The organism is Rhizobium sp. 16-488-2b (assembly GCF_017741815.1).
Classification (GTDB): domain Bacteria; phylum Pseudomonadota; class Alphaproteobacteria; order Rhizobiales; family Rhizobiaceae; genus Rhizobium.
Genome location: NZ_JAGHMF010000017.1, coordinates 82,163 through 103,419, shown reverse-complemented (window position 1 = coordinate 103,419; position 21,257 = coordinate 82,163). Strand labels below are relative to the sequence as shown.

16 protein-coding genes are annotated in these 21,257 nt (G+C 62.8%); 12 read left to right on the top strand and 4 right to left on the bottom strand.

From position 1 onward, the window contains the following. Nucleotides 1–80: 80 nt before the first annotated feature. Together J5286_RS16930 and J5286_RS16925 are read right to left on the bottom strand one after the other, a co-directional pair. Nucleotides 81–1,508, bottom strand: a complete 1,428-nt coding sequence (locus J5286_RS16930) for a mannose-1-phosphate guanylyltransferase/mannose-6-phosphate isomerase (protein ID WP_209191383.1) — start codon at nt 1,506–1,508, stop codon at nt 81–83. A gap of 35 nt (nt 1,509–1,543) precedes the next feature. Beyond that, nucleotides 1,544–2,968, bottom strand: coding sequence for a phosphomannomutase (locus tag J5286_RS16925; RefSeq protein ID WP_209191382.1), 1,425 nt, complete (start codon nt 2,966–2,968; stop codon nt 1,544–1,546). A 161-nt stretch (nt 2,969–3,129) separates the two neighbouring features. Here J5286_RS16925 and ung point away from each other — a divergent pair, with 161 nt between their 5' ends. The 9 genes from ung (at nt 3,130) to J5286_RS16880 (ending at nt 13,156) form a co-directional block, all read left to right on the top strand. Further along, the gene (gene ung, locus J5286_RS16920) at nt 3,130–3,831 is read left to right on the top strand and encodes a uracil-DNA glycosylase (protein WP_209191381.1); all 702 of its coding nucleotides are present in this window, start codon (nt 3,130–3,132) and stop codon (nt 3,829–3,831) included. A 139-nt stretch (nt 3,832–3,970) separates the two neighbouring features. Then, nucleotides 3,971–4,903 carry a VOC family protein gene (locus J5286_RS16915; protein WP_209191380.1) on the top strand — a complete coding sequence of 311 codons (933 nt, stop codon included), beginning with the start codon at nt 3,971–3,973 and terminating at the stop codon, nt 4,901–4,903. Between the two features lie 15 nt (nt 4,904–4,918). Continuing rightward, nucleotides 4,919–5,527 carry an alpha/beta hydrolase gene (locus J5286_RS16910; protein WP_209191379.1) on the top strand — a complete coding sequence of 203 codons (609 nt, stop codon included), beginning with the start codon at nt 4,919–4,921 and terminating at the stop codon, nt 5,525–5,527. 154 nt (nt 5,528–5,681) lie between these two features. After that, complete coding sequence (locus J5286_RS16905) at nt 5,682–7,529, top strand: Wzz/FepE/Etk N-terminal domain-containing protein (RefSeq protein WP_209191378.1); 1,848 nt, start codon at nt 5,682–5,684, stop codon at nt 7,527–7,529. Nucleotides 7,530–7,749: 220 nt separating this feature from the next. Beyond that, complete coding sequence (locus J5286_RS16900) at nt 7,750–8,958, top strand: glycosyltransferase family 4 protein (RefSeq protein ID WP_209191377.1); 1,209 nt, start codon at nt 7,750–7,752, stop codon at nt 8,956–8,958. A 16-nt stretch (nt 8,959–8,974) separates the two neighbouring features. Beyond that, nucleotides 8,975–9,949 carry an NAD-dependent epimerase/dehydratase family protein gene (locus tag J5286_RS16895; RefSeq protein ID WP_209191376.1) on the top strand — a complete coding sequence of 325 codons (975 nt, stop codon included), beginning with the start codon at nt 8,975–8,977 and terminating at the stop codon, nt 9,947–9,949. Next, entirely contained in the window at nt 9,946–11,247 is a 1,302-nt protein-coding gene (locus J5286_RS16890) for a lipopolysaccharide biosynthesis protein (protein WP_209191375.1), read from the top strand. Before J5286_RS16895 ends, J5286_RS16890 begins: the two co-directional genes overlap by 4 nt. Continuing rightward, a complete protein-coding gene (locus J5286_RS16885) occupies nt 11,244–12,572 on the top strand; it encodes a hypothetical protein (protein ID WP_209191374.1) in 1,329 nt (442 codons plus the stop codon). Before J5286_RS16890 ends, J5286_RS16885 begins: the two co-directional genes overlap by 4 nt. Next, complete coding sequence (locus J5286_RS16880) at nt 12,569–13,156, top strand: DapH/DapD/GlmU-related protein (RefSeq protein WP_209191373.1); 588 nt, start codon at nt 12,569–12,571, stop codon at nt 13,154–13,156. The genes J5286_RS16885 and J5286_RS16880 overlap by 4 nt, the downstream gene beginning before the upstream one ends. Before the next feature lie 11 nt (nt 13,157–13,167). On the opposite strand, the gene J5286_RS16875 is transcribed toward J5286_RS16880, so the two are convergent. Then, on the bottom strand, nt 13,168–15,030 hold the full coding sequence (locus J5286_RS16875; RefSeq protein ID WP_209191372.1) for an SGNH/GDSL hydrolase family protein: 1,863 nt from the start codon (nt 15,028–15,030) through the stop codon (nt 13,168–13,170). Between the two features lie 333 nt (nt 15,031–15,363). Between J5286_RS16875 and J5286_RS16870 the strand changes: the two genes are divergently transcribed. Continuing rightward, on the top strand, nt 15,364–16,209 hold the full coding sequence (locus J5286_RS16870) for a GNAT family N-acetyltransferase (protein ID WP_209191371.1): 846 nt from the start codon (nt 15,364–15,366) through the stop codon (nt 16,207–16,209). Here the strand turns inward: J5286_RS16870 and J5286_RS16865 are convergent, their stop codons facing one another. Beyond that, nucleotides 16,210–17,121 carry a DMT family transporter gene (locus J5286_RS16865; RefSeq protein ID WP_209191370.1) on the bottom strand — a complete coding sequence of 304 codons (912 nt, stop codon included), beginning with the start codon at nt 17,119–17,121 and terminating at the stop codon, nt 16,210–16,212. A 199-nt stretch (nt 17,122–17,320) separates the two neighbouring features. On the opposite strand from J5286_RS16865, the gene J5286_RS16860 reads away from it, so the two are divergent. Continuing rightward, nucleotides 17,321–18,616, top strand: coding sequence for an adenylosuccinate synthase (locus J5286_RS16860; RefSeq protein ID WP_113235269.1), 1,296 nt, complete (start codon nt 17,321–17,323; stop codon nt 18,614–18,616). 60 nt (nt 18,617–18,676) lie between these two features. After that, a complete protein-coding gene (locus J5286_RS16855; RefSeq protein ID WP_209191369.1) occupies nt 18,677–21,160 on the top strand; it encodes a hypothetical protein in 2,484 nt (827 codons plus the stop codon). The last annotated feature ends 97 nt before the right edge of the window (nt 21,161–21,257 follow it).

Sequence of the window (21,257 nt, the reverse complement as noted above, 5' to 3'; positions counted from 1 at the left end):
CACCGATCACAGCCCTGCCTGATGGCAAGGCCATGATGGTGTTACAGAGGTAATTTTATAAGTTCAAGACAACCGGGAGGTCAGTTGCGGCCGAACTCGTCGACGATGCGGATGATATCGTCCTCGCCGAGGTAGGAGCCCGTCTGGACTTCGATCAGTTCGAGCAGGATCTTGCCCGGATTGGCCAGACGGTGGACTTCGCCGAGGGGTATGTAGACCGATTCGTTTTCGCGCAGCATCTGCACGTTCTCGCCGATCGTGACCTCAGCCGTGCCCTTGACGACGATCCAGTGCTCGGAGCGGTGGTGGTGCTTCTGCAGCGACAGCTTCTTGCCCGGGGTGACGAAGATGCGCTTCACCTGGAAGCGGTCGCCGTTGAAGATCGAGGTATAGCCGCCCCAGGGACGGTAGGAGGTCGGGTGTGTCTCGGTGAGCTTTGATGTCGCCGGCTTGGAGGCCAGCATCTTGACGATCGCGCCGACGTCCTGGCTGTCCTTGAGGTGACCGACATAGACGGCATCCTCGCTGGCGATGACGGCGACGCCGTCCATGCCGTTGACCGCGAGATGCACGCCATGGGTCATGACCAGCGAGTTGCGAGTGTTGACGACAGTGGTGTTTTCGGCGGCGACATTGCCCTTTTCGTCAGGGTTGCCGCTCTTCCAGATCGCATCCCAGCTGCCGAGATCCGACCACTGGAACGGCGAGGGAACGACGGCTGCGTTCTTGGTCTTTTCCATGACCGCGTAGTCGATCGAGATATCGGGGCTTTGCGCGAATGCCGCCTTGTCGAGGCGGATGAAGTCGAGATCCTTGACGCCTTGCGCGACCGCTTCGCCGGCAGCCTTTAGGACATCGGGGGCGAAGCTCGTCATTTCGCTGAGCAGCTTGGCGACCGGGAACATGAACATGCCGGAGTTCCAGTAGAAGCCGCCCGATGCCAGCATCTCCTCGGCCTTCGCAAGCGGCGGCTTCTCGATGAAGCGCTTGACCGTCAGCGCGCCACTCGGCAGCGCCTCGCCGCCTTCGATATAGCCATAGCCGGTTGCCGGTTCCGTCGGCTTGATGCCGAAGGTGACGAGCTTACCCGCGGATGCAGCGGCAATCGCTGCGCGCACGGCGTCGAAATAGACCTGATCGGCGTCGATCTCGTGGTCGGAGGCGAGCACATGCATGATCGCGCTCTCGCCGAAGCGGTCGCGCACCAGCGCACCGGCGGCAGCAACGGCAGCGGCCGTGTTGCGGGCCATCGGCTCCAGAAGGATGCTCGACAACGAGATATCGAGTTCGCGGGCCTGCTCGGCGACCAGGAAGCGGAATTCCTCGTTGGTGATGACGATCGCCGGTTCATAGAGCGTCTTGTCTGAGACGCGCAGCAACGTGTCCTGAAAAAGGGTGGTATCGCCGATGAAGCGGATGAACTGCTTGGGGGCGGCGGCGCGCGACAGCGGCCAGAGACGCGTGCCTTTGCCGCCTGCCATGATTACCGGAACGATCTTCTGCGTCATCTGGATGTGTCCTCGAAATGGTCTTTAATCGTTGATCAGTTTGCGCTTGCCCAGGCGCGGATGCGCTTGAGGCCGGCTGCGAGAAGGTCGGTGGCCGCAGCTTCCGCCTCCGCTTCCACGTAACAGCGCATTTCCGGCGCATTGCCCGATGGGCGGAAGTGGATGATGCGCTTGTCGGCAAGCGTCACGCGCAGGCCGTCGATGTCGCTGGTGCTGTCGACTTCTCCAATCGGCTGCAGGAAGTCGGAGAGATTGGCCGGGCTCGCGCGCAGATGCGCCATCAGTTTCGCGCTGGTCTCGACCGGGAAGTTCTCCAGCCGGTCGGCGGCGGCGAAGGGGAGCGCGTAGCCGGATGCGACGACCGACAGCGGGCGCTTGTTTGCGGCCGCCTGCGCCAGCGTCGCCAGAACAGGCAGGAAGCAATCGCGGGTCGGCAGCGCCAGCAGCGTGGTGCCATTGACCTCGAAAGCGCTCGCCACCAGCGTGCCGCCATTGGCCTCGAAGCCGACGACGCCGGTCTTGCCCGATGCAAGCGCCTCCTGCATGCCTGATATCACGAAGGGCGATCCGACGCGGGTGCGGATGACGCTGAACGATCCTGATGCTTCAATGCCGGAGTTGGAAGTCACCGGTGTCACCACGGCATTGGCGCCGAGGAAGTTGGCGGCGATCAGGCCAAGCAAGTCACCGCGCAGCGGGGTGCCGGTTTCATCGGTCACCAGCGGCCGGTCGCCATCGCCATCGGCAGACACGATGGCGTCGAGGCCATGGTCGGTTGCCGCCTGCTTCAACAGCGCAATGGTCTCTTCCGAGACGGCTTCGGTATCGACGGGAATGAAGTGTTCGGAGCGCGCGAACGCCTTGACCTCGGCGCCGAAGTGCTCGAGCAGGTCGACCATGAGATCGCGGGCGACGGTGCTGTGCTGGTAGACGCCGACCTTCAGGCCGGCAAGTGCATTGGCGGACAGCAGGCTGGCGTTGCGCTTCTTGAACAGGTCGAAACACTCGACCGACCGATCCTCGGCTTGCCGGTCACTCAGTGGCCATTCGAAGCCGGTGCGGTCGAGATCGGTCGCCGCCGCTGTGATCGCGGCTTCATCAGCCTTGTCGATCTCGCCATCCGGCCGATAGAATTTGATGCCGTTGCGGTCGGCGGGGATGTGGGAGCCAGTGATCATCAGCGAGGCGGCGCCGAGATGCAGGCCGTATAGCGCCAGCGCCGGCGTCGGCACCGTGCCGCAATCGATCATCGCGAAGCCGAGCTTGCCAAGCGCCTTGGTGCAGTCGGCTGATATCTCGGGGCTGGATTGGCGAAAGTCGCGGCCAATAAGGATCGGGTCACCCGCCTTTGCCCGACCGCTTTCGAGGAGATAGCGGCCAAACGCCGTCGCATAGAGTGCCGATGCCCGGCCCTTCAGATCCTCGGAAAGGCCTCGAAGCCCGCTTGTCCCAAATTTCATTCTGAATAAGCCCTCGGCAACGCTTGAATTCGACCGTGTTTTGAAAGCAGACTACCCAAAGTTCGTAAACTTTGATGGCCGGCGACCGGTAAAATGTCCGCCAAATCCCTTTTCGACGCAAGTTTACAGCTCGTTTTTGGCGAGCTGGTGGAGGCAATTGCATGAATGAACAGACCATCGCACTCGAAGACAGCTGGAAGAACGCCTTGTCCACAGAGTTCGAGCAGCCCTACATGCAAAGGCTGAGAAGCTTCCTTATCGAGCGAAAGCAGATGGGGAAACGGATTTTTCCTAAGGGATCAGAATATTTCAGGGCTCTTGATCTGACACCGCTTGACGATGTGAAGGTCGTGATCCTCGGCCAGGATCCCTATCACGGCGCGGGGCAGGCGCATGGCCTGTGTTTCAGCGTGCAGCCGGGCATCCGAATTCCGCCGTCGCTGGTCAACATCTATAAGGAGTTGCAGGCCGATCTCGGCATTACGCCGGCGCGCCACGGCTTTCTTGAACATTGGGCGCGGCAGGGCGTTCTGCTCTTGAACAGCGTGCTGACGGTCGAGGAGGCGCAGGCCGCGTCGCATCAGGGCAAGGGGTGGGAGACCTTCACTGATGCCGTCATCCGCAAGGTCAACGACGAGTGCGATGCGGTGGTCTTCATCTTGTGGGGCGCCTATGCGCAGCGCAAGGCGGCGTTCGTCGACACATCCCGGCATCTCGTTCTCAAATCGCCGCATCCGTCGCCGCTTTCGGCGCATAACGGCTTTTTCGGCTGCCATCATTTCTCCAAGGCCAACGCCTTTCTTAAGGAGCATGGTCGTTCGCCGATCGACTGGCAGCTTCCTGAAAATCCTGCTGATGAATAGCCCGTGATGAACGACATCGTGCTGTCGTTCACTAAAAGTAGACAATGCGTTCCGGTCCGTGGGACTATTCCAACGAGCTGATAAAGATCATCTATGACCCATCGAACAGCCCGCCAGGCGGGCCAGAAAGGGGTCTCAAATGCTCGACCAGATCAAGGGTCTTCACCACGTTACGTCGATGGCTGCGAACGCCCAGACGAACAATCAATTCTTCACCAACGCGCTCGGTCTGCGCCGCGTCAAGAAGACCGTCAACTTCGACGCTCCTGATGTCTACCACCTCTATTATGGCGACGAGAACGGCGCGCCGGGCACGATCATGACCTACTTCCCGTTCCCGAAGATGGCGCAGGGTCGTCCGGGCACCGGCGAAGTCGGAACGACGGTCTATTCCATTCCGCAGGGTTCGATCGGCTTCTGGAGCGATCGTCTCGCCAAGTTGAATGTGACCGGTCTGAAGGCCGAGGAAACATTCGGCGAGAAGCGGCTGAACTTTGCCGGTCCCGATGGTGACGGCTTTGCGCTCGTCGAAGTTAAGGACGACACCCGTCTGCCCTGGACGCATGGCGGCGTTGATCAGGATCATGCGATCCGTGGCTTCCATTCGGTTGCCATGCGGCTGCGCGACGACGGAGCGACATCGGAGCTGCTGAAGTTCATGGGCTACCAGGTCCAGGACGAACGCGACGGCGTCAAGCGCTTGACCATTCCTGGCGGCAACGGCGCGCACCTGATCGATCTCGAGACGATGCCGAACATCTCGCGGGCGCTTCCGGGCGCGGGCTCGGTGCATCACGTCGCTTTCGCCGTCGAAAACCGCGCGAAGCAGCTGGAGGTCCGCAAGGCCCTGATGGACACCGGATACCAGGTGACGCCAGTTATCGACCGCGATTACTTCTGGGCGATCTATTTCCGCACGCCGGGCGGCGTGCTGTTTGAAATCGCCACCAATGAACCGGGCTTCGACCGGGACGAGGATACGGCGCATCTCGGCGAAGCGCTGAAGCTGCCGACGCAGCACGAGCATCTGCGCTCGCTGCTGGAACAGCACCTCGAACCGCTGGAAGCATAAGCTAAGGACATCGATATGACCGATCATGGATATGTGCACCGGCTGCATGCCGGTGCCGCAGGCAAGCCTATTCTTTTCACACTGCACGGTACGGGCGGAGACGAGAACCAGTTCTTCGACTTCGCGCGGCAGCTTCTGCCTGAGGCAACTATCGTCTCGCCGCGTGGCGACGTCTCGGAATACGGCGCCGCGCGCTTCTTCAAGCGCACCGGCGAGGGCGTTTACGACATGGCCGATCTGGCGCGGGCGACCGACAAGATGGCTGAATACGTCAGCGAGCTCGCAAGGGAGCACCAGGCTTCGGCAATCCTCGGGCTGGGCTTTTCGAACGGCGCCAACATTCTCGCCAACGTGCTGATCGAGAAAGGGGTGTTCGATGCGTCGGCGCTGATGCATCCGCTCATTCCCTTCCAGCCGAAGGAAAACGCAGGTCTGGCGGGTCGCAAGGTGCTGATCACCGCCGGCGAGCGCGATCCGATCAGCCCCGTGCCGGTCACCAAGGCGCTGGCCGATTACTACGAGCGCCAGAACACTGACGTGACGACCGTATGGCATCCCGGCGGACACGAGATCCGGCCGAATGAGGTCGATGCGATCAAGGCGCTCTTCGAGCCATATAAATAAAGCATTCGTCGGGCAGGCCGTTCGCGGTCTGCCCGACGGCTTCCTGCGCACTACCACTTTGATCTAGGGTCATGCCTTCAATCTTATGTGGTAACTTTTAATCATTGATACTGGAGCGGGTATAGGATCTCATTTTCCGAGGATATGCATTCGTATGAGCGATATTGCCGACCTCAGGATGATTTCAGGCCTTCTCCGTCGCCAGATATGGGTGGTCTTGGCCACCGCCGCAGCTATTCTTTCTTTGATCGCCATCGTCCTGACGGTATTGACGCCGCGCTATACGGCGCAGGCGCTTGTCGTGGTCGATACCAGCGCCAAGAATCTGCTGGCGCCTGATAGCGCGGCAATTGCCAGTGCTTCCGATAACGCGCGCGTCGAGGGGGAGGTGCGGATTGCGCAGTCCGATGCGGTGCTTCTCGATGTCGTGCGCGAGGGCAAGCTGGCCGATGACCCGGAATTCGCGCCGCGATCCGGCTATCTTACGGGCATCTTGGTTCGCTTCGGTGGCGCATCCTCTCACACCACGGATGACGCCGAGCGCGAGACGCTGGCCTCGTTCAAGGAGGCTGTCCGCGTTCGTCGCGAGGGGCTAACCTATCTGATCACCATTGGCGTCACATCCGAGGATGCCGCGAAGGCCGCGCTTCTCGCCAATCGCGTGGCGTCGGTTTACATCAGGCATCAGATCGACGCCAAGGTGGCGGGCACGATCGCGTCCCGCAACAGCCTGCAGGCCCGGGTGAGTGCTGCCAAGGACAGCCTTGCGAGCCACGAGGGGCTGCTGGATGCCTTCCTTGCCGCCAATGCCGGGATGCGCGATGCCTTCACGAACGCCAATATCGGCCTGCGCGTCGCCGATGCGCAGCTCAATCGAGCGGCCACGCTACCGACAAGCACGCCGCAGCCGCCAGCCCCCTCCGAGACATTGACGCAGTTCTACAGCCTGCAGCAATCGGCTGAGATTGCGCGGGCGCAATATCAGAACCTGCTCACCCGATTGCAGGATTTCGAGGCGCAGGCCAGCCTGCAACTGGCTGACAGTCGGGTGATTTCGGAGGCCTTGCCGCCGATCGAGCCATCCTATCCGAGGGTTGCTGCTGTCCTCGCCGTCATGAGCCTCGTCGCGCTTGGGTTCGGTATCGGGGCGGGTTTTCTGCGGGAGTTCTTTGTTGGCGGATTTACCGGGGAGGACCAGGTCGAGGCGGTGCTGAACATCCAGCTGGCATCGGTGGTGCCGCATGAGGAGGGTGGCGAGCTGGAGCGGCCGCATGGGCGCGGGCTCTCCGACCGGATCATGACGGCGCCGCTCTCGGTCTTTTCGGAGTCCATCCGGCGGATCCGGGTCTCGGTCGAACAAGCGCTTCTCAACCGGCATCCCGTGACGGAGGATACCCGCGAGGAAGGCATCGTGATCATGGTGTCCTCCAGCCTTCCGGGCGAGGGGAAATCGACGCTCGCTACCGCGCTGGCTCGGACCTATGCGCTTGCCGGAAAGCGTACGCTCCTCATCGATTGCGACCTCAGGAAGCCCAGCATTCACCGCCACGTCGATCGCGAGCCGACACCCGCTTTCGTCAATCTGCTGCGCGGCGAGGCCGATCCTGGGCTCGCCAGCATGGTGGCAGTCGATCATGCCACGAACCTCTCCGTCATTCTGGGCGCGCGGCCGGCGGAATTTGCGACCGATGAGCTGCTGATGAGCGCGCGGGTGCGGGCGCTTCTGACGCGGGCAAGGCTGCATTTCGACTACGTCGTCATCGACACGCCGCCGGTCGAGGCGGCGGTGGATGCGCTCTATCTGGCGAGACTCTGCGATGTCGCGCTCTTCGTGGTTCGCTGGGCGCGGACGCCGCAGAACGTCGCGCGAAAGGCTGTGACCGCGCTGAAGGGGAATGTCGGCGGCGGTACGCCTGTGATCGCGGTGCTGAACGGGCAGGACCAGCGCCATTGGTTCAGCTTCAAGGCCAAGCCTATGTGGCGCACCGCCTATGCTAGGTAGGGGGGTGGAGGCCGCCGCTTCCGCCGTGGCCTACCTCTTTAGGTGCAATCCAGGCGTTTATCGACGACGTGCGCTTGACACACTAGTTGCGTTACTAAAGGTTTAGCTCATTCATAAATGCAACCTTATTCGCGTCATGGCTGCGCCCCGATTTTTCTCGGTGGCGCTTGATTGCAGGCATTTGAAATAGCGATTTCACTCATTCGTTGAAGAGCGACGCATGGTCCGTGCAAGGCGCATTCTCGTCCACGATTATTCCGGTCATCCGTTTCAGGTGCAGCTTGCGCGCGCGTTGGCACGGCGTGGGCATGAGGTTCTGCACGTCTATTCCGAAAGCTTCCAGACGCCGAAGGGTGATCTTGCCGCGCGGCGGGACGATCCGTCCGGGTTTCGGATCGCCGGTCTTTCGCTGTCCGAGCCGTTTCAGAAATCGAGCTTCCTGAAGCGTCGGGCGCAGGAGATCGAGTTCGGGCGGATGGTGGCCAGCGAGATCAGGCGGTTTCGGCCTGACATCGTGCTTTCCGCCAATGCACCGCTCGACACGCAAGCCGTCATTCACAAGTCTGCGCGCGCATGCGGAGCGCGGTTCGTTTTCTGGCTCCAGGATATCTACAGCGAGGCCATCGCCCGCTTTCTGCCTGCGGCGTTTCCGCTGATCGGGAATGCTGTGGCGCGCCGATATCAGCGGCTCGAATTCGGTCTGCTGAGAGAAAGCGATCATGTCGTCGCGATCACCGACGACTTCGTTCCATATCTCCGGCAAAACGGCATCACGCCGGGTCGGCTCTCCGTCATCGAGAACTGGGCGCCGCTGGATGAAATGCGATCGGTGGAACCGGTGGTGCCCGAGAGCGACAAAGGCGATGGCCTGATCCGGGCGGTCTATGCCGGCACGCTCGGCTACAAGCACAATCCCGATCTGCTACTACAGGCGGCGAAAGCGCTGCCTGTTGCGATCGACGTTCATTCCGAGGGCGCGATTGCCGAAAACCTGGCACGCAAGGCGGCGGCGGAAGGTGTCAGCAATCTGCGCGGAAAGCCGTGGGTGCCGTTTACCGATCTGCCCGATGTGCTCGGGTCAGCCGATATCCTGGTCGCGATGATCGAAGAGGGGGCCGGGGCCTTCTGCGTGCCATCCAAGGTGCTGACCTATTTTGGATGCGGGCGGCCGGTGCTGGCCTCCGTGCCACGCAACAACTTGGCGCGACGGCTCATCGCGCGCGCTGATGCCGGTCTTGCGTCGGATCCTGGTGATGCGGCGGGGTTTATCGGCAATCTTGGAAGGCTCGCTGGCGATGTCGCGCTACGGCGCAGGCTTGGGGCGAACGGCCTTGCCTATGCCCGGGCAAATTTCGCGATCGAGCCGATCACCGACCGTTTCGAGGCGATTTTCGCCGGCCTTTATCAGATGGAGAAACAGGCAATCTAACGCTGGGGGGCGTTGCATGCTGGAAAAGACTGCACTTGTCTGCGGCGCCGGAGGGTTTATCGGTAGCCACCTCGTTGCCCGCCTGAAGCGCGACGGCTTTTGGGTTCGCGGCGTCGATCTCAAATTGCCGGATTATGAGGAAAGCGTGGCCGACGAGTTCATCGTCGGAGATATGAGGCAGATCGACGTCTGCGAACGGGTGATCGATCGCGACTTCCACGAGGTCTACCAGCTGGCGGCCGATATGGGCGGGGCCGGCTATATTTTCACCGGCCAGCACGATGCCGACATCATCCACAATTCGGCGACGATCAATCTCAATGTCGCCGAGCTATGCCGCCGGCGCGAGGTTGGCCGCGTATTCTTCTCATCGTCGGCCTGCGTCTATCCCGCCGTCAACCAGGCTGATCCCGACAACCCGAATTGCGTGGAATCCTCCGCCTATCCCGCAGCACCGGACAGCGAATATGGCTGGGAGAAGCTGATCTCGGAGCGGCTCTATCAGTCCTATGCCCGCAACTACGGCATGACCTGCCGCATCGCCCGCTACCACAACATCTTCGGCCCATCGGGAACCTGGGACGGCGGCAAAGAGAAGGCGCCGGCGGCCATCTGCCGGAAGGTGGCGCAGGCCGATCATGGCGGCGAGATCGAGATCTGGGGCGATGGCCTGCAGACGCGCTCCTTTCTCTATGTCGACGAATGCATCGAGGGCACGATGCGGCTGATGCGCTCGGATTTTGCTGGCCCCGTCAATATCGGCTCGGATGAGATGGTGAGCATCAACCGCTTGGTCGACATGGTGTGCGAGATCGCCGGCAAGCGGCTGCACAAGCGGCATGTCGCTGGGCCGATGGGCGTTCGCGGGCGCAGATCGGACAATCGGCTGATTGCCGAGACACTCCAGTGGCGGCCGACCCAGCGCCTGATGGACGGCCTGGAAAAAACCTATGCCTGGATCGAAACCCAGCTTCTGCGGAGTGCCGCGTGAGACGCGGCTTTCCTCGGTGGAATAGGCTCTCCGCCATGGGCGGGCGGGCGCGCGGCTCGACCGACGCGGTGTTGTTGATCCTGAGCTTCGCGGTCGGGCAGGGATCGATCTTCCTGGCGCAGACATGGCTGATCCATCGCGGCGCGCTCGATCTCCTGGCGGCGTTCGCGACGCACTTCTCCTTTGCCATCCTGGTATTGATGATTGTCGACTTCGGCGCGCCTGTCGTCGTTGCAAGGCGGATTTCACTGACGGGGGACGGCGAGATGCGGGACGTGGCGCGGCGCTGCTACTGGCAGGCATCGGTTGTTCGGCTTGGCGTTGCACTCGTGCTGTCGGTGGCGGCGCTCTTCTACGCCTGGTCTGGCGGAGACGGATTTTCGCGAGCCTATATTCCGGCCGCCATCCCGGCGCTGTTGATATCGGCATTCAACGCGGCCGGCGTCTTCGATGGGCTGGGGCTTAGCGGCATCAGCGGGCTGACCGGGATGCTTGCCTATATCGCGTCCGCCATCGCGCTGGTCGCGGCGGGAGCGCAATCGGCCGATGCCGGCATGATCCTCGGGGTGGCGCTGTCGCTGGGCTACGCCTTCGCGATCGTCGCGCAACTGGCCGTGCTTTGGCGGCTGGGCTGCTCGGTGCGTGTGGTGCCGGTCAGCGTCGCGGATTGCGGCCTCTTTGCCCGCGAGGGATTGGGCGTGATGCTAGCGATCCTGCCCGGACAGCTGTCGTTTCGCTTCCAGATCGCGGTTTGCGCGGCGGTTCTGGGGCAGGCGGGTGTGGGGCTGTTCGTCTATGGTAGGCAGATCGCGGCGGCCGCCTCGCAGGTCCTGGAGTTCGTGCGGCGCGCGCATTTTCCCGATATGGTTCGCGGCCTTCAGCAGGGTCATGCCACGTTGAGGGCGGGCTTTGAGGCGCAGCGGTTGGCGACGCTGCTTGCGATTGCGTTGACGCTTGGATTGATGCTGGTTGGCGGCGGTTGCTTCTTGCTCATGAGTGGCGCCTTTGCGCAATCGGGTCTGGTGGTGGCGCTCTTTTCTGTCGGGGTGATGACGGGGGCGCTGTCGCAGACGCTGGCGCAGGCTGCCCAAGGGCTTGGCCGCTTTCGCGTCGTGGCCCTTGCCGCCGTGCTGGCCATGTTGATCGGCTTTGCAGCGAGCGCCGGTCTCGCGGCGTTGCTTGGGCTTGTCGGGCTGGCGGTGGCGGAAGTTGTGACGCATGTGGTGGGGGCGCTGGTGATCTGGGCTTCGGTGTTCCGGCGAGTGGACGGGCGCAGGATCCTGCGGGTCAGTGCATGATCAGGCTCTGGACCGTTACGGCGCTCTATCTCGCCAATCTGCCCTTCGCCGATAGCCTCTTCGTCGTTCTCTTGACGCTGCCGATGTTCCTCATGGTGCTGGTGGGGCTGCATCGCATTCAGTCACGCCGGTTCCAGATCGGCGATGTCTTCTGGTTCTGTCTCTTCGTCTATTTCGTGATCTCGCCGCTGCAGCGCATGCATGGGGACCGGATCGGCGGCGCTACGGCGATCACGGCCTATGCCTACGAGCCGCACGAGTTCATTGCAGCCATGCTGATCGTCGTCCTGTTTTGTCTGCCGTTTCTGTTTGTCCAGATGGAGCGAGACGAGCCGGCCGCCGAAGCGGGTGGTTCGACATTGCCGACGCCGGTTCTGCTGGCCCTGAACGGGCTCGCCTTCGCATTCTTCGTCGCATCCGAAGGCGGACTGGAACGGCTGTTGTCGTCGCGGCTGGAGCAGGATCCCGCGCAGGCCTTCATCGGCAGCCTGTTCTTTCTCGGCCTGCAGTCGGTAACGGCTTGCCTTGTCGCGGTGCGGTTTCATGTGTCCCGATCGCGACTGATGTCTCTCGCGCCGCTGCTTCTCGTTATCGCCTTGCTGGCGGTCTCGCGAAATCCGTTCAATGCGCCGCGCTTCATGCTGCTGGCGGTCTGGGGGCCGGTCATGCTGGCGCTTTGCGGCGGCAGGGTTTCGGCTGCGTGGTTTTATGTTGCCGGCCTGTTGGCATTGACGATCCTGTTTCCGGTGCTGAATATCACCACACGCCTTGGACTGGATGGCGTGGGTGGTCTCTCCGAGATATCCGTTATCGGCAACTTTTTCGATATTCCCTCCGTCGATGTCTTCGACATGGCGGTTCATGCGGTGCGGTTCATGTCGGCGCATGATCAGATGTGGGGCGAGAAGCTCACCGCCATCCTGTTGTTCTTCGTGCCGCGCGCGGTCTGGCCCGGGAAGCCTGTCGTGGGCGGGCTCGATGTCGGGAACGAGCTGTTTGCGGCGGGCATGTACGGGACGCCGAACCTGTCCTTCTTCGTCGGCTGCGATCTCTACATGGATTTCGGCTTTGCCGGCGTCGCGCTCGGCGGGATGGTTGCGGCGATGCTGCTGCGGTCGGTGCTGATGGCGGAGTGGGGCGTGTTCGGCGGCGTCAGCGTGTTGCGTATTCTCATCGCCTCGTCTTTGCCTATCCTTTTGCGCGGCCCTGTTGGCGCGGTGCTGCCGTTGTTCGTTTTCCAGGTCGCGGTTGCTTTGGCTTTGTCGCGGCCGGTCCGGGACCAAGCTTATCCGGCGCGGCTCTATCAGGAACGGTTGCGACGATGAGCGATAGCGTGGAGGAAAATTTCGGCATACTCGACGCTGCCCGATCCGGCTCGCGTGAGGGCGGGCCGAGCTTTAGTGTCGGGCATCGTGCATTGCGGTTGGTTTGGGGGATCGTCTGGGCGCTGCTGGCGGCGTGGACGCCGGCGCCGTTGCATCGGTGGCGGGCGGTTCTGTTGCGGCTCTTTGGGGCGCGGCTGGCGCGCAATGCGCGGGTGCATGGATCGGCGCGGATCTGGTATCCGCCGCATCTGGTCATGGAGGAGAACACGCTGATCGGTCGCGGGGCAATCATCTATTGCATCGCGCCTGTTCATATCAGACGCGGCGCGGTGATCTCGCAGGGCGCGCATTTGTGCACCGGGTCGCATGATATCGATGATGCGTCGTTCCAACTAATAGCTCGGCCGATCACCATTGGCGCGGCTGCCTGGGTCGCGGCCGAGGCCTTTGTCGGCCCCGGCGTTTCGATCGGGGAGGGGGCGGTTTTAGGGGCGCGGGGCGTTGCCTTCAGCGATCTTGCCGCGTGGACCGTTTACGCCGGCAATCCGGCGCGGCCGATCCGCGCCCGGGCTACCAGTCCATAGCTTCGCGCGCGTCACCAGCCCATAGCCAGCGTCGCAGACACCCAGGCTGCGGCGGCGATTGCATAGCCCTGGTCGTTCAGATGCAGCGCATCGGCGCGTAGCGACCTCGGTACGAGGCCGGCGGCGATGTCCTGTTGGTCCCAGGTTGTTTCGTTCGCGGCGGCGGTAAGGGCGGCGTGGAGATCGACGAAGCGTGTTGTGTAGAGGGTGGCCAGATCGGCGTTCAGGGCGGCGATTGTCTGGCGCGTTTCGGGGGTGTCGGCGGCCGAAGGCAGGATGGAGCCGATCAGATAGCGGTGGCCGGGCACATTGGCCGTCATGGCCGCGATGTCGGAGAGAACGGTCTCGGGTGTGACCGCATTGTTGCGGCCGGCCCATAGCCATTGGATCTGGCTTGTGGTCGCATCGCTGGGCAAGAAGGGCGTGGCGTATGCGGTGGCCACGGCATCGCCCGCATGGCTGCGCGTGAACAGGTGGCGCGTGCCGCCATCGGTCGTCAGCGTGCCCTCCACGCCGGCCAGCGTGCCGCTGAGGCCGATGGCGCCGTTGGCGCCGTGCAGCGCCTCGACCGATCGATAGAGAACCTCCACTTGCGGGGTCTCGTCGCCCCATTCGATGACGATGTTGTCGAGCGACCAGCGGAGAAGACTGCCGCTGCTGAGGAAGGCGATTGCCTCGCAGGATGGGTTTGCGCTGGCGAGATTGCCGGCTGAGAAAACCAGTTCGTAATGACCGCTCGCCGAGATCGGCCATGTCGGGTCGCCGTCCGATGTCGTCGTCGCCCAGCTGCCTCCCGGTGCGCTGAGGCCGCCGACATGGATCTGGCCGCTGCCGTCGATGAGCTCGATGTCGAAGGCGATGTGGATGAGCTTGCCGCCTGGGATGATCTGGCCGCCGGGGATTTCGGCGATGGCCAGTTCGCATCCTCGCAGCACGCCGGCGTCGTCGTTTTCGACGATTAGTTTGCCGTCTAGCGTCGAGACTGGGGTCGCGTGGCCGTCCTGGAGGCGCGGCAGCCAGCCGTCGCTACCCTGATCGAAGCGGTATCGCCGCGAGAATTCCGGGTGGTAGGCGGGGATTTCGCCGTCGCCGGGTGTCAGCTGTAGCGCGGTCGCGGCCGCCCCTTGTTCGAACTGGCCGGGGAATATGCGCAGCGTGATGTCGATCGCGCTGCCCGGGATGATGTCGAGCAGGTGGGTGGAGCGGATGAAGTTGTGGGTGTTGGTCGCTGTCGCCGAGACGTGGCTCCGCGTGCCGTCGAGGGCGAAAGCGGGCGCGGCGATTTCGGCGAGATAGCCGCCGAGTTCTTCGGCCTCGATGAGCAGCAGGCGCATGCCCGCTATGCCCGTTGTGGAGCCGGCGATCATCTGGATCGCGCTTGAGATCGTCCAGCGGTTGCCGGGTTCCGCGAGGTAGTTGGCGGCGATGGCGCCGTAGATCTGCCGGCCGATGTCGGTGAAGCCGGCTGTCGCCGTCCCATGGATCCTGATGTCGCCATAGGGCAGGCCGTTTTCGTCGATGCCCTTGTTGATGCATTCATGGGTGAGGCCGTTGACGATGCCGGTCTCGAACCGGTCCATCCAGTCGCGTGTATGCGGATAGAGGTTCCTGATATCGCCGCCGGCGACCGCAAGCAGCAGCGGCACGCCGCCTTGTCTGGCCGCGATCTCCGTCGAGGTCTGGCCGCCGATACCGCGATTGATGATCCTCCTCGGCGGATCGAAGAGGTTGGCGGCGATGGCAGGGAAGGTGGTGTCGCGGGACGATGCGCCGGCACCCTCGGTGAGGCTGTCTCCGAATGCGATGATGGCACGGGCGCCGGGGCGTTGCCGGGTGGGGGATTGAGTAGTCGAAAGGGCGATACCGAGAAGCATTGCGGGTCTCCTGTAAGAATTGGGAAAAACATCCTAATTCAGTGTCGGGAGACGGGGACGACCTGTCGGCGCAAGTTCTTTTCCGTTCAAACCTCGCAAAGCCCAGTGAGCTTCATGGTCTCTTAAGTAATTGTCTTGAGATTACAGTTTCCTTGTTCCATGATGATTCCGGCCGGAAGGTTTTCTGTGTCCGACGTCATGTCGATCGATGCAGATCGCTTCCGTAGAGAACATGTTTCCTGGTCATCGATCGCGTATCGCGGCCGCTAGACTTGATTTCATCATATTATGCCGCCTGTGTGCGCTCGCCGTGGGCCTGATTGGGAAGATTGCATGAATTCGGAGTTTGCCGTTCGCCCCATGCGGCCCGGTGAGTTGGAGCTAGTGCTCGAATGGGCGCGCCAGGAGGGGTGGAATCCAGGTCTCGACGATTCGCTTCCCTTTCATGACGCGGATCCATCGGGGTTTTTCGTCGGCGCGGTTGGCGAAGTCCCCGTTGGCTCGATCTCTGTCGTCAAGTATGGCGACGACTTGGCCTTTCTCGGGCTCTACATGGTTCACCCGGAATTTCGCGGCAAGGGCTACGGCAGGGCGATCTGGGATGCCGGCATCGCGTCTGCGAATGGCCGCAGCATCGGGCTCGATGGCGTGGTTGCCCAGCAGGAAAATTACCGCAAGGCCGGCTTCGAGGAAGCCTACAAGACGGTTCGCTATGGCGGCGTGATCGGCTCCTTGCCATCGTCGTCGCTGACCGCCACGCCCGTGACCGACAAGCTGGACGGGCTGGTGCGTTATGACGCCAGCGTGTTTTCGGCGCAGCGCCCGGCTTTCGTGACCTCGTGGTGCACCAACCGCAAGCATCGGCGCACGGCCGTCGTGCGCAAGAGCGGCAAGATCCGTGGCTATGGCACGATCCGCCGCTGTTATGACGGATACAAGATCGGGCCGCTGTTTGCCGCCGATGCGGACAGCGCCGCGGCGCTGCTTTCCACGCTCGGGCAGGAGGCGAAGGGCGCACGGGTGTTCATCGATATCCCCTCCGACAATCGCGACGCGGTGGCGCTTGCGGTCGGCATGGGGCTGGAGCCTGTGTTCGAGACGGCGCGTATGTATCGCGGCGCCGTTCCCACCGTTCCGCTGAAGAATGTCTTTGGCGTCACCACGCTGGAATTGGGCTAACTAGCTCGCGTCCGACGTCGCTGGGGCGACTCGATTGGGGCGGCCCTTTTCGGCGATGGCGATGCCGCCGAGCGTCAAGACCAGTGCCACGATGTGGAACGTCTGCAGTGTTTCGCCGAGCAGGGCGACCGAAAACAGCGTGCCGAAAACGGGCACGAGATTGATGAAGAGCGCCGCGCGGTTGGCGCCGATCCATTCCACGCCCTTGATGTAGAAGACCTGTGCCATCAGCGAAGCGAAGATCGCCGTGTAGATGGTGATGAGCCATCCGGTCGCGTCGGGAGCCTGTGCCGCACCCATCGATGCCTCCCAGGCCAGAAGCGGCAGCGCGCTCAGCATGGCGCCGAGTGCGGGCACCGCCATCAGCGTGCGCCAGTCGAGCGGCGGTTTCCAGCGCAGGAAGATGGTGTAGACGGAGTAGGCGGCGACCGCGACCAGCATCAGGCCGTCGCCGGTGTTGAGGCCGAGCTCCAAAAGCGTGGTCAGGCTGCCATGGGCGGCCGTCAGCGCTACGCCGAGCAGGGTCATCGCAAAACCCAGGATCTGGGCGAGCGACACGCCGGTGCGGAAGAATAGGAAGTTGAGCAGGAATATCAGCATCGGGATGCCTGCCTGCTCGATTGCGACATTGATGGCGGTCGTATATTTTACCGCGGAATAAAGCATGGCATTGAAGAGCGTGTAGCCGACGATGCCGTAGAAGAAGAGCAGAGGGAGGTTTTTGCGCACGACCGGCCAGTCGCGTTTCAGCTGCGGCACGGATATGGCGGCAATGATCGCCGTTGCGACGAACCAGCGCAGGGAGGTCAGCATCATCGGGCTGACGTGACCGAGCGCCAGTTTTCCGGCAACGGTATTGCCACCCCAGCACATCGCGGCAACGACAAGGCATATGTAGGCGGCAAACTGCACGGCCGATTCTCTCCCGGTCGGCTGCGCGGGCGCAGAACTTCCTCCGACGATGGCGGCAAATAGCCTGCCAATAGCTGATTTGTCACGTAAAAAGCCAATTCAGACGGCAATACAGGGTCGCTTTCCCAAAAACAAAGCCTTATAGATGCGCGGGTTTGAGCAGGGAGCGGTTAAATCCGCCTTTAACAGGAAGACGTGAATGACGAACGTAGTTGTGGTCGGTTCGCAATGGGGTGACGAAGGCAAGGGCAAGATTGTCGACTGGCTTTCGGAACGTGCCGATGTGATCGTGCGCTATCAGGGCGGACACAATGCGGGCCATACGCTGGTCATCGATGGTGTCAGCTACAAGCTGGCGCTGCTGCCGTCGGGCCTCGTGCGCGGCAAGCTCAGCGTCATCGGCAACGGCGTCGTCGTCGATCCGCACCATTTCGTCGCCGAAGTCGAGAAGCTGCGTGCCCAGGGCGTCAACGTATCGCCTGAGATTTTGCGCATCGCCGACAACGCGCCGCTGATCCTGTCCCTGCATCGCGATCTCGATGGCTTCCGTGAAGATGCTGCCTCCAACAGCGGCACCAAGATCGGCACCACCCGCCGCGGCATCGGTCCTGCCTATGAAGACAAGGTCGGCCGCCGCGCGATCCGCGCCATCGACCTCGCCGACAAGGAAGCACTGCCGGCGAAGATCGACCGCCTGCTGACGCACCACAATGCGCTGCGCCGCGGCCTTGGCCTGCCGGAGATTTCGGTGGAATCGCTCGAGAAGGAACTGAACGACGTCGCAGACCAGGTTCTGCCCTATGTCGACCAGGTCTGGCGTATCCTCGACGACCAGCGCAAGGCCGGCGCCCGTATCCTGTTTGAAGGTGCGCAGGGCGCGCTGCTCGACAACGACCACGGCACCTATCCCTTCGTCACCTCGTCGAACACGGTTGCCGGCCAGGCTGCCGCAGGGTCCGGTCTCGGCCCAACGGCGATCGGTTATGTTCTCGGCATCACCAAGGCCTACACGACCCGCGTCGGCGAAGGTCCGTTCCCGTGCGAGCTGAACGACGACGTCGGCAAGCATCTTTCGACCGTCGGCCGCGAAGTCGGCGTCAATACCGGCCGTCCGCGTCGCTGCGGCTGGTTCGATTCCGTTCTGGTTCGCCAGACGGTAAAGACCTCGGGCATCACGGGTATCGCGCTCACCAAGCTCGACGTTCTCGATGGTCTCGACGAACTGAAGATCTGCGTCGCCTACAAGCTTGATGGCAAGGAGATCGATTATCTTCCGGCCAGCCAGGCTGCCCAGGCGCGCGTTGAGCCTGTTTACATCACGCTTGAGGGCTGGAAGGAATCGACCGTCGGCGCGCGCAGCTGGGCCGATCTGCCTGCCCAGGCGATCAAGTATGTCCGCCAGGTTGAGGAGCTGATCGGCGCCCCCGTCGCTCTCCTGTCTACAAGTCCTGAGCGCGATGACACCATACTTGTGACCGATCCTTTTGAGGATTAAGGTTTTATATGATTATTTGTGTGGTTCGCGCGGCGAACCACACTCTTAGAGAAAGTACGTATGGCGGATTTTATCGCAGTTATCCGGCGGGCGGTTGACGGCCTGACCGACAACACTCCCGATATGCGGGTGAAGGTTTACGAGCGTGCTCGCGGTGCCGTACAGCGGCAGCTCGAGAACATGAAGCCGCGTCCGCCCGAGGCCATGCTGCAGCGCCAGCTGGAAAAGCTCGAAGCCGCCATTCGTGAAGTCGAAGCCGAGCATGCCGATGCGCTGCCGGCCGAGGATCATGCCGCTGTCGCCGAGCCGGTGACGGAAGCGCCGGCGGAGCCGGAAGTCGCGCCCGAGCCCGAGGTTACCGCGGCCCCCGAGCCAGTCGCCGAACAGGCGGAAGAGGCGCCGGAAGCCGAACCGGCTTACGAGCATCCCGCCTACGAGGCGCCCGCGCACGAAGAACCCGTTTACGAGGAACCGGCTTACGAAGCGCCCGTCGAGCCCGAGGCTCCGGTTGCTGACGAGCCAGTCGCGCATGAGGAGCCGGTTTACGAAGAGCCGGCGCCGGTGCATGCCGCCGAGGTGCACGAAGAGCCTGAAGTTCAGCCTGAGCCTGAACTCTATCACGAGCCCGCGCATTCCCATGACGAGCCCGTGTTCGAGGAAGCGCCGCATGTGTCCGCTGCTTCCGAGCCGGAGACGGTCGAGCCTTGGCAGCTGCCGGTCGAGGATCAGTATGATGCCGTGCGCGAGACGCATGGCCATGATTTCGCTGCCGCGCCCGACGTTGAGCCCTATGCCGAGCCTGTCATCGACGACGCGCCGCGGGCGCAGTCGGTCGCGCGCGATTTCGACCTGAGCAATCGTCTCGTCGAGCCGGTTCCGGTTTTCGAGCCGCCGCATCAGTTCGTCGAGCAGACGCAGGACGATCCCATTCATGCCGACGCCGCCGGTCATTTCGATCCGGTTTGGAACGAGCCGGCGGAAGAAGTACCGGAACCGTCCACGAAGACGGTTGAGCCGACCGATTGGGCGCTCGAGGAGCTGCGCCAGTTCTCCGAGACCTCGCATGCAGCACCCGCCGCCAACGATGCGGCGCGTGCCTTCGACGAGGTGGTGTCGAGCATCGACTACGCGTCGGCGCCGGTATCGGCTGCACCGGCAAAGATGCCGCCCGCCAATGAGAGCTTCTCCTGGGAAGCGGCCGCGTTCGACGATCTGCCGCCGATCGACAACGACAAGAAGACACCGGCTGCCACATCCTACGAGGATGTCGATCTCTTCTCCGAAATTCATGGCGGACCGACGCCGAAAAACGAGCCTCTCGCCGGCGATGACTGGCAGGAAGCAACAAGGCTTCGCGGCTATGACAACCGCGGCGTCGTTGCCGAGGATGACGATGGCCTGTCCGTTGGCAACAGCGACGACGACATCGCCTCGAAGTTCCAGGGCAAGAATTTCCGTATGGAGCCGAAGCGCCGTCGTTTCGGCATCGGTTCCATCATCGCGCTTCTGATCGCATTGGGCGTTGTCGGTGGCGGCGGCTATGCCGCCTATACGCACCAGGCCGCGCTGACCGAAATGGTCAAGGGCCTTGTCAGTGCCGCACCATCGCAGACCGCGCAGACGCCGCCACCTGTTGCAGGCACCACCGCGCCCGCCGACCAGACAAGCGATGCCAAGCCGGCTGCTGCAACGCCTGATGCCGCGCAGAACGGTGCGGCTTCCGCCGACGGTTCGGCCGCCGGCAACAAGTTCACGCAGCGGCTGATGGCCGATGGCACCGAGGTCGATAGCGGCCCAGCCGCCGCACCAAGCACGCAGGTTGCCGAAGGCAAGTCCGTCGCCGAGCAGAATGTCGCGTCCGCCGACCCGGTCGCACCGGCCGCCGCAGGCACGACACCGCCGGCAGCCGCTTCCGGCACGACCGCACCCGGTGCCGCAGCATCCGCGACGCCGCCCGCCGCCGGCCAGACCGCGCCTGCCGGTTCAAGCGAGAAGATGTTCCTCTACGAAGAGCGCATCGGCCAGAGCTCGCCGACGGCGATCCAGGGCTCGATCGTCTGGAGCCTGCATCATGAGGCCGGCGCCGATGGCAAGCAGGAAGCGTCCGTCCAGGGCACGCTGACGGTGCCCGAGCGGAACCTCACGGCGCAGATCAACTTCAAGCGCAACTCCGATCCGTCGCTGCCTGCCAGCCACATCGTCGAGATGGTGTTCTCGCTGCCGGCGAATTTCGAAGGTGGCGCGATCGACAGCGTTCAGCGCATTTCGATGAAGCGGACCGAGCAGGATCGTGGTGATGCGCTCGTCGCGGTACCGGCGAAGATCACCGACGACTTCCATATGATCGCGCTCAACGATTACCCGGATGCCCGCAAGGCCAATCTCGACCTTCTGTCGACGCGCGACTGGATCGACATCCCGATCACCTATCGCAACGGCCGCCGCGCGCTTCTGACCATGCAGAAAGGCCAGACCGGCATCGAAGCCTTCAACGCCGCGATCCGCGAATGGAACGCAGCCGGCGACGTCTCGACCAGCCAGTAAGGCTGGTCGTCCAGACTGAACAGATACAGGAAAGGGCAGGTCGCAAGACTTGCCCTTTTTGACGAGATCGGCCCACTTCGTTGCCGGGCCTTCTGGA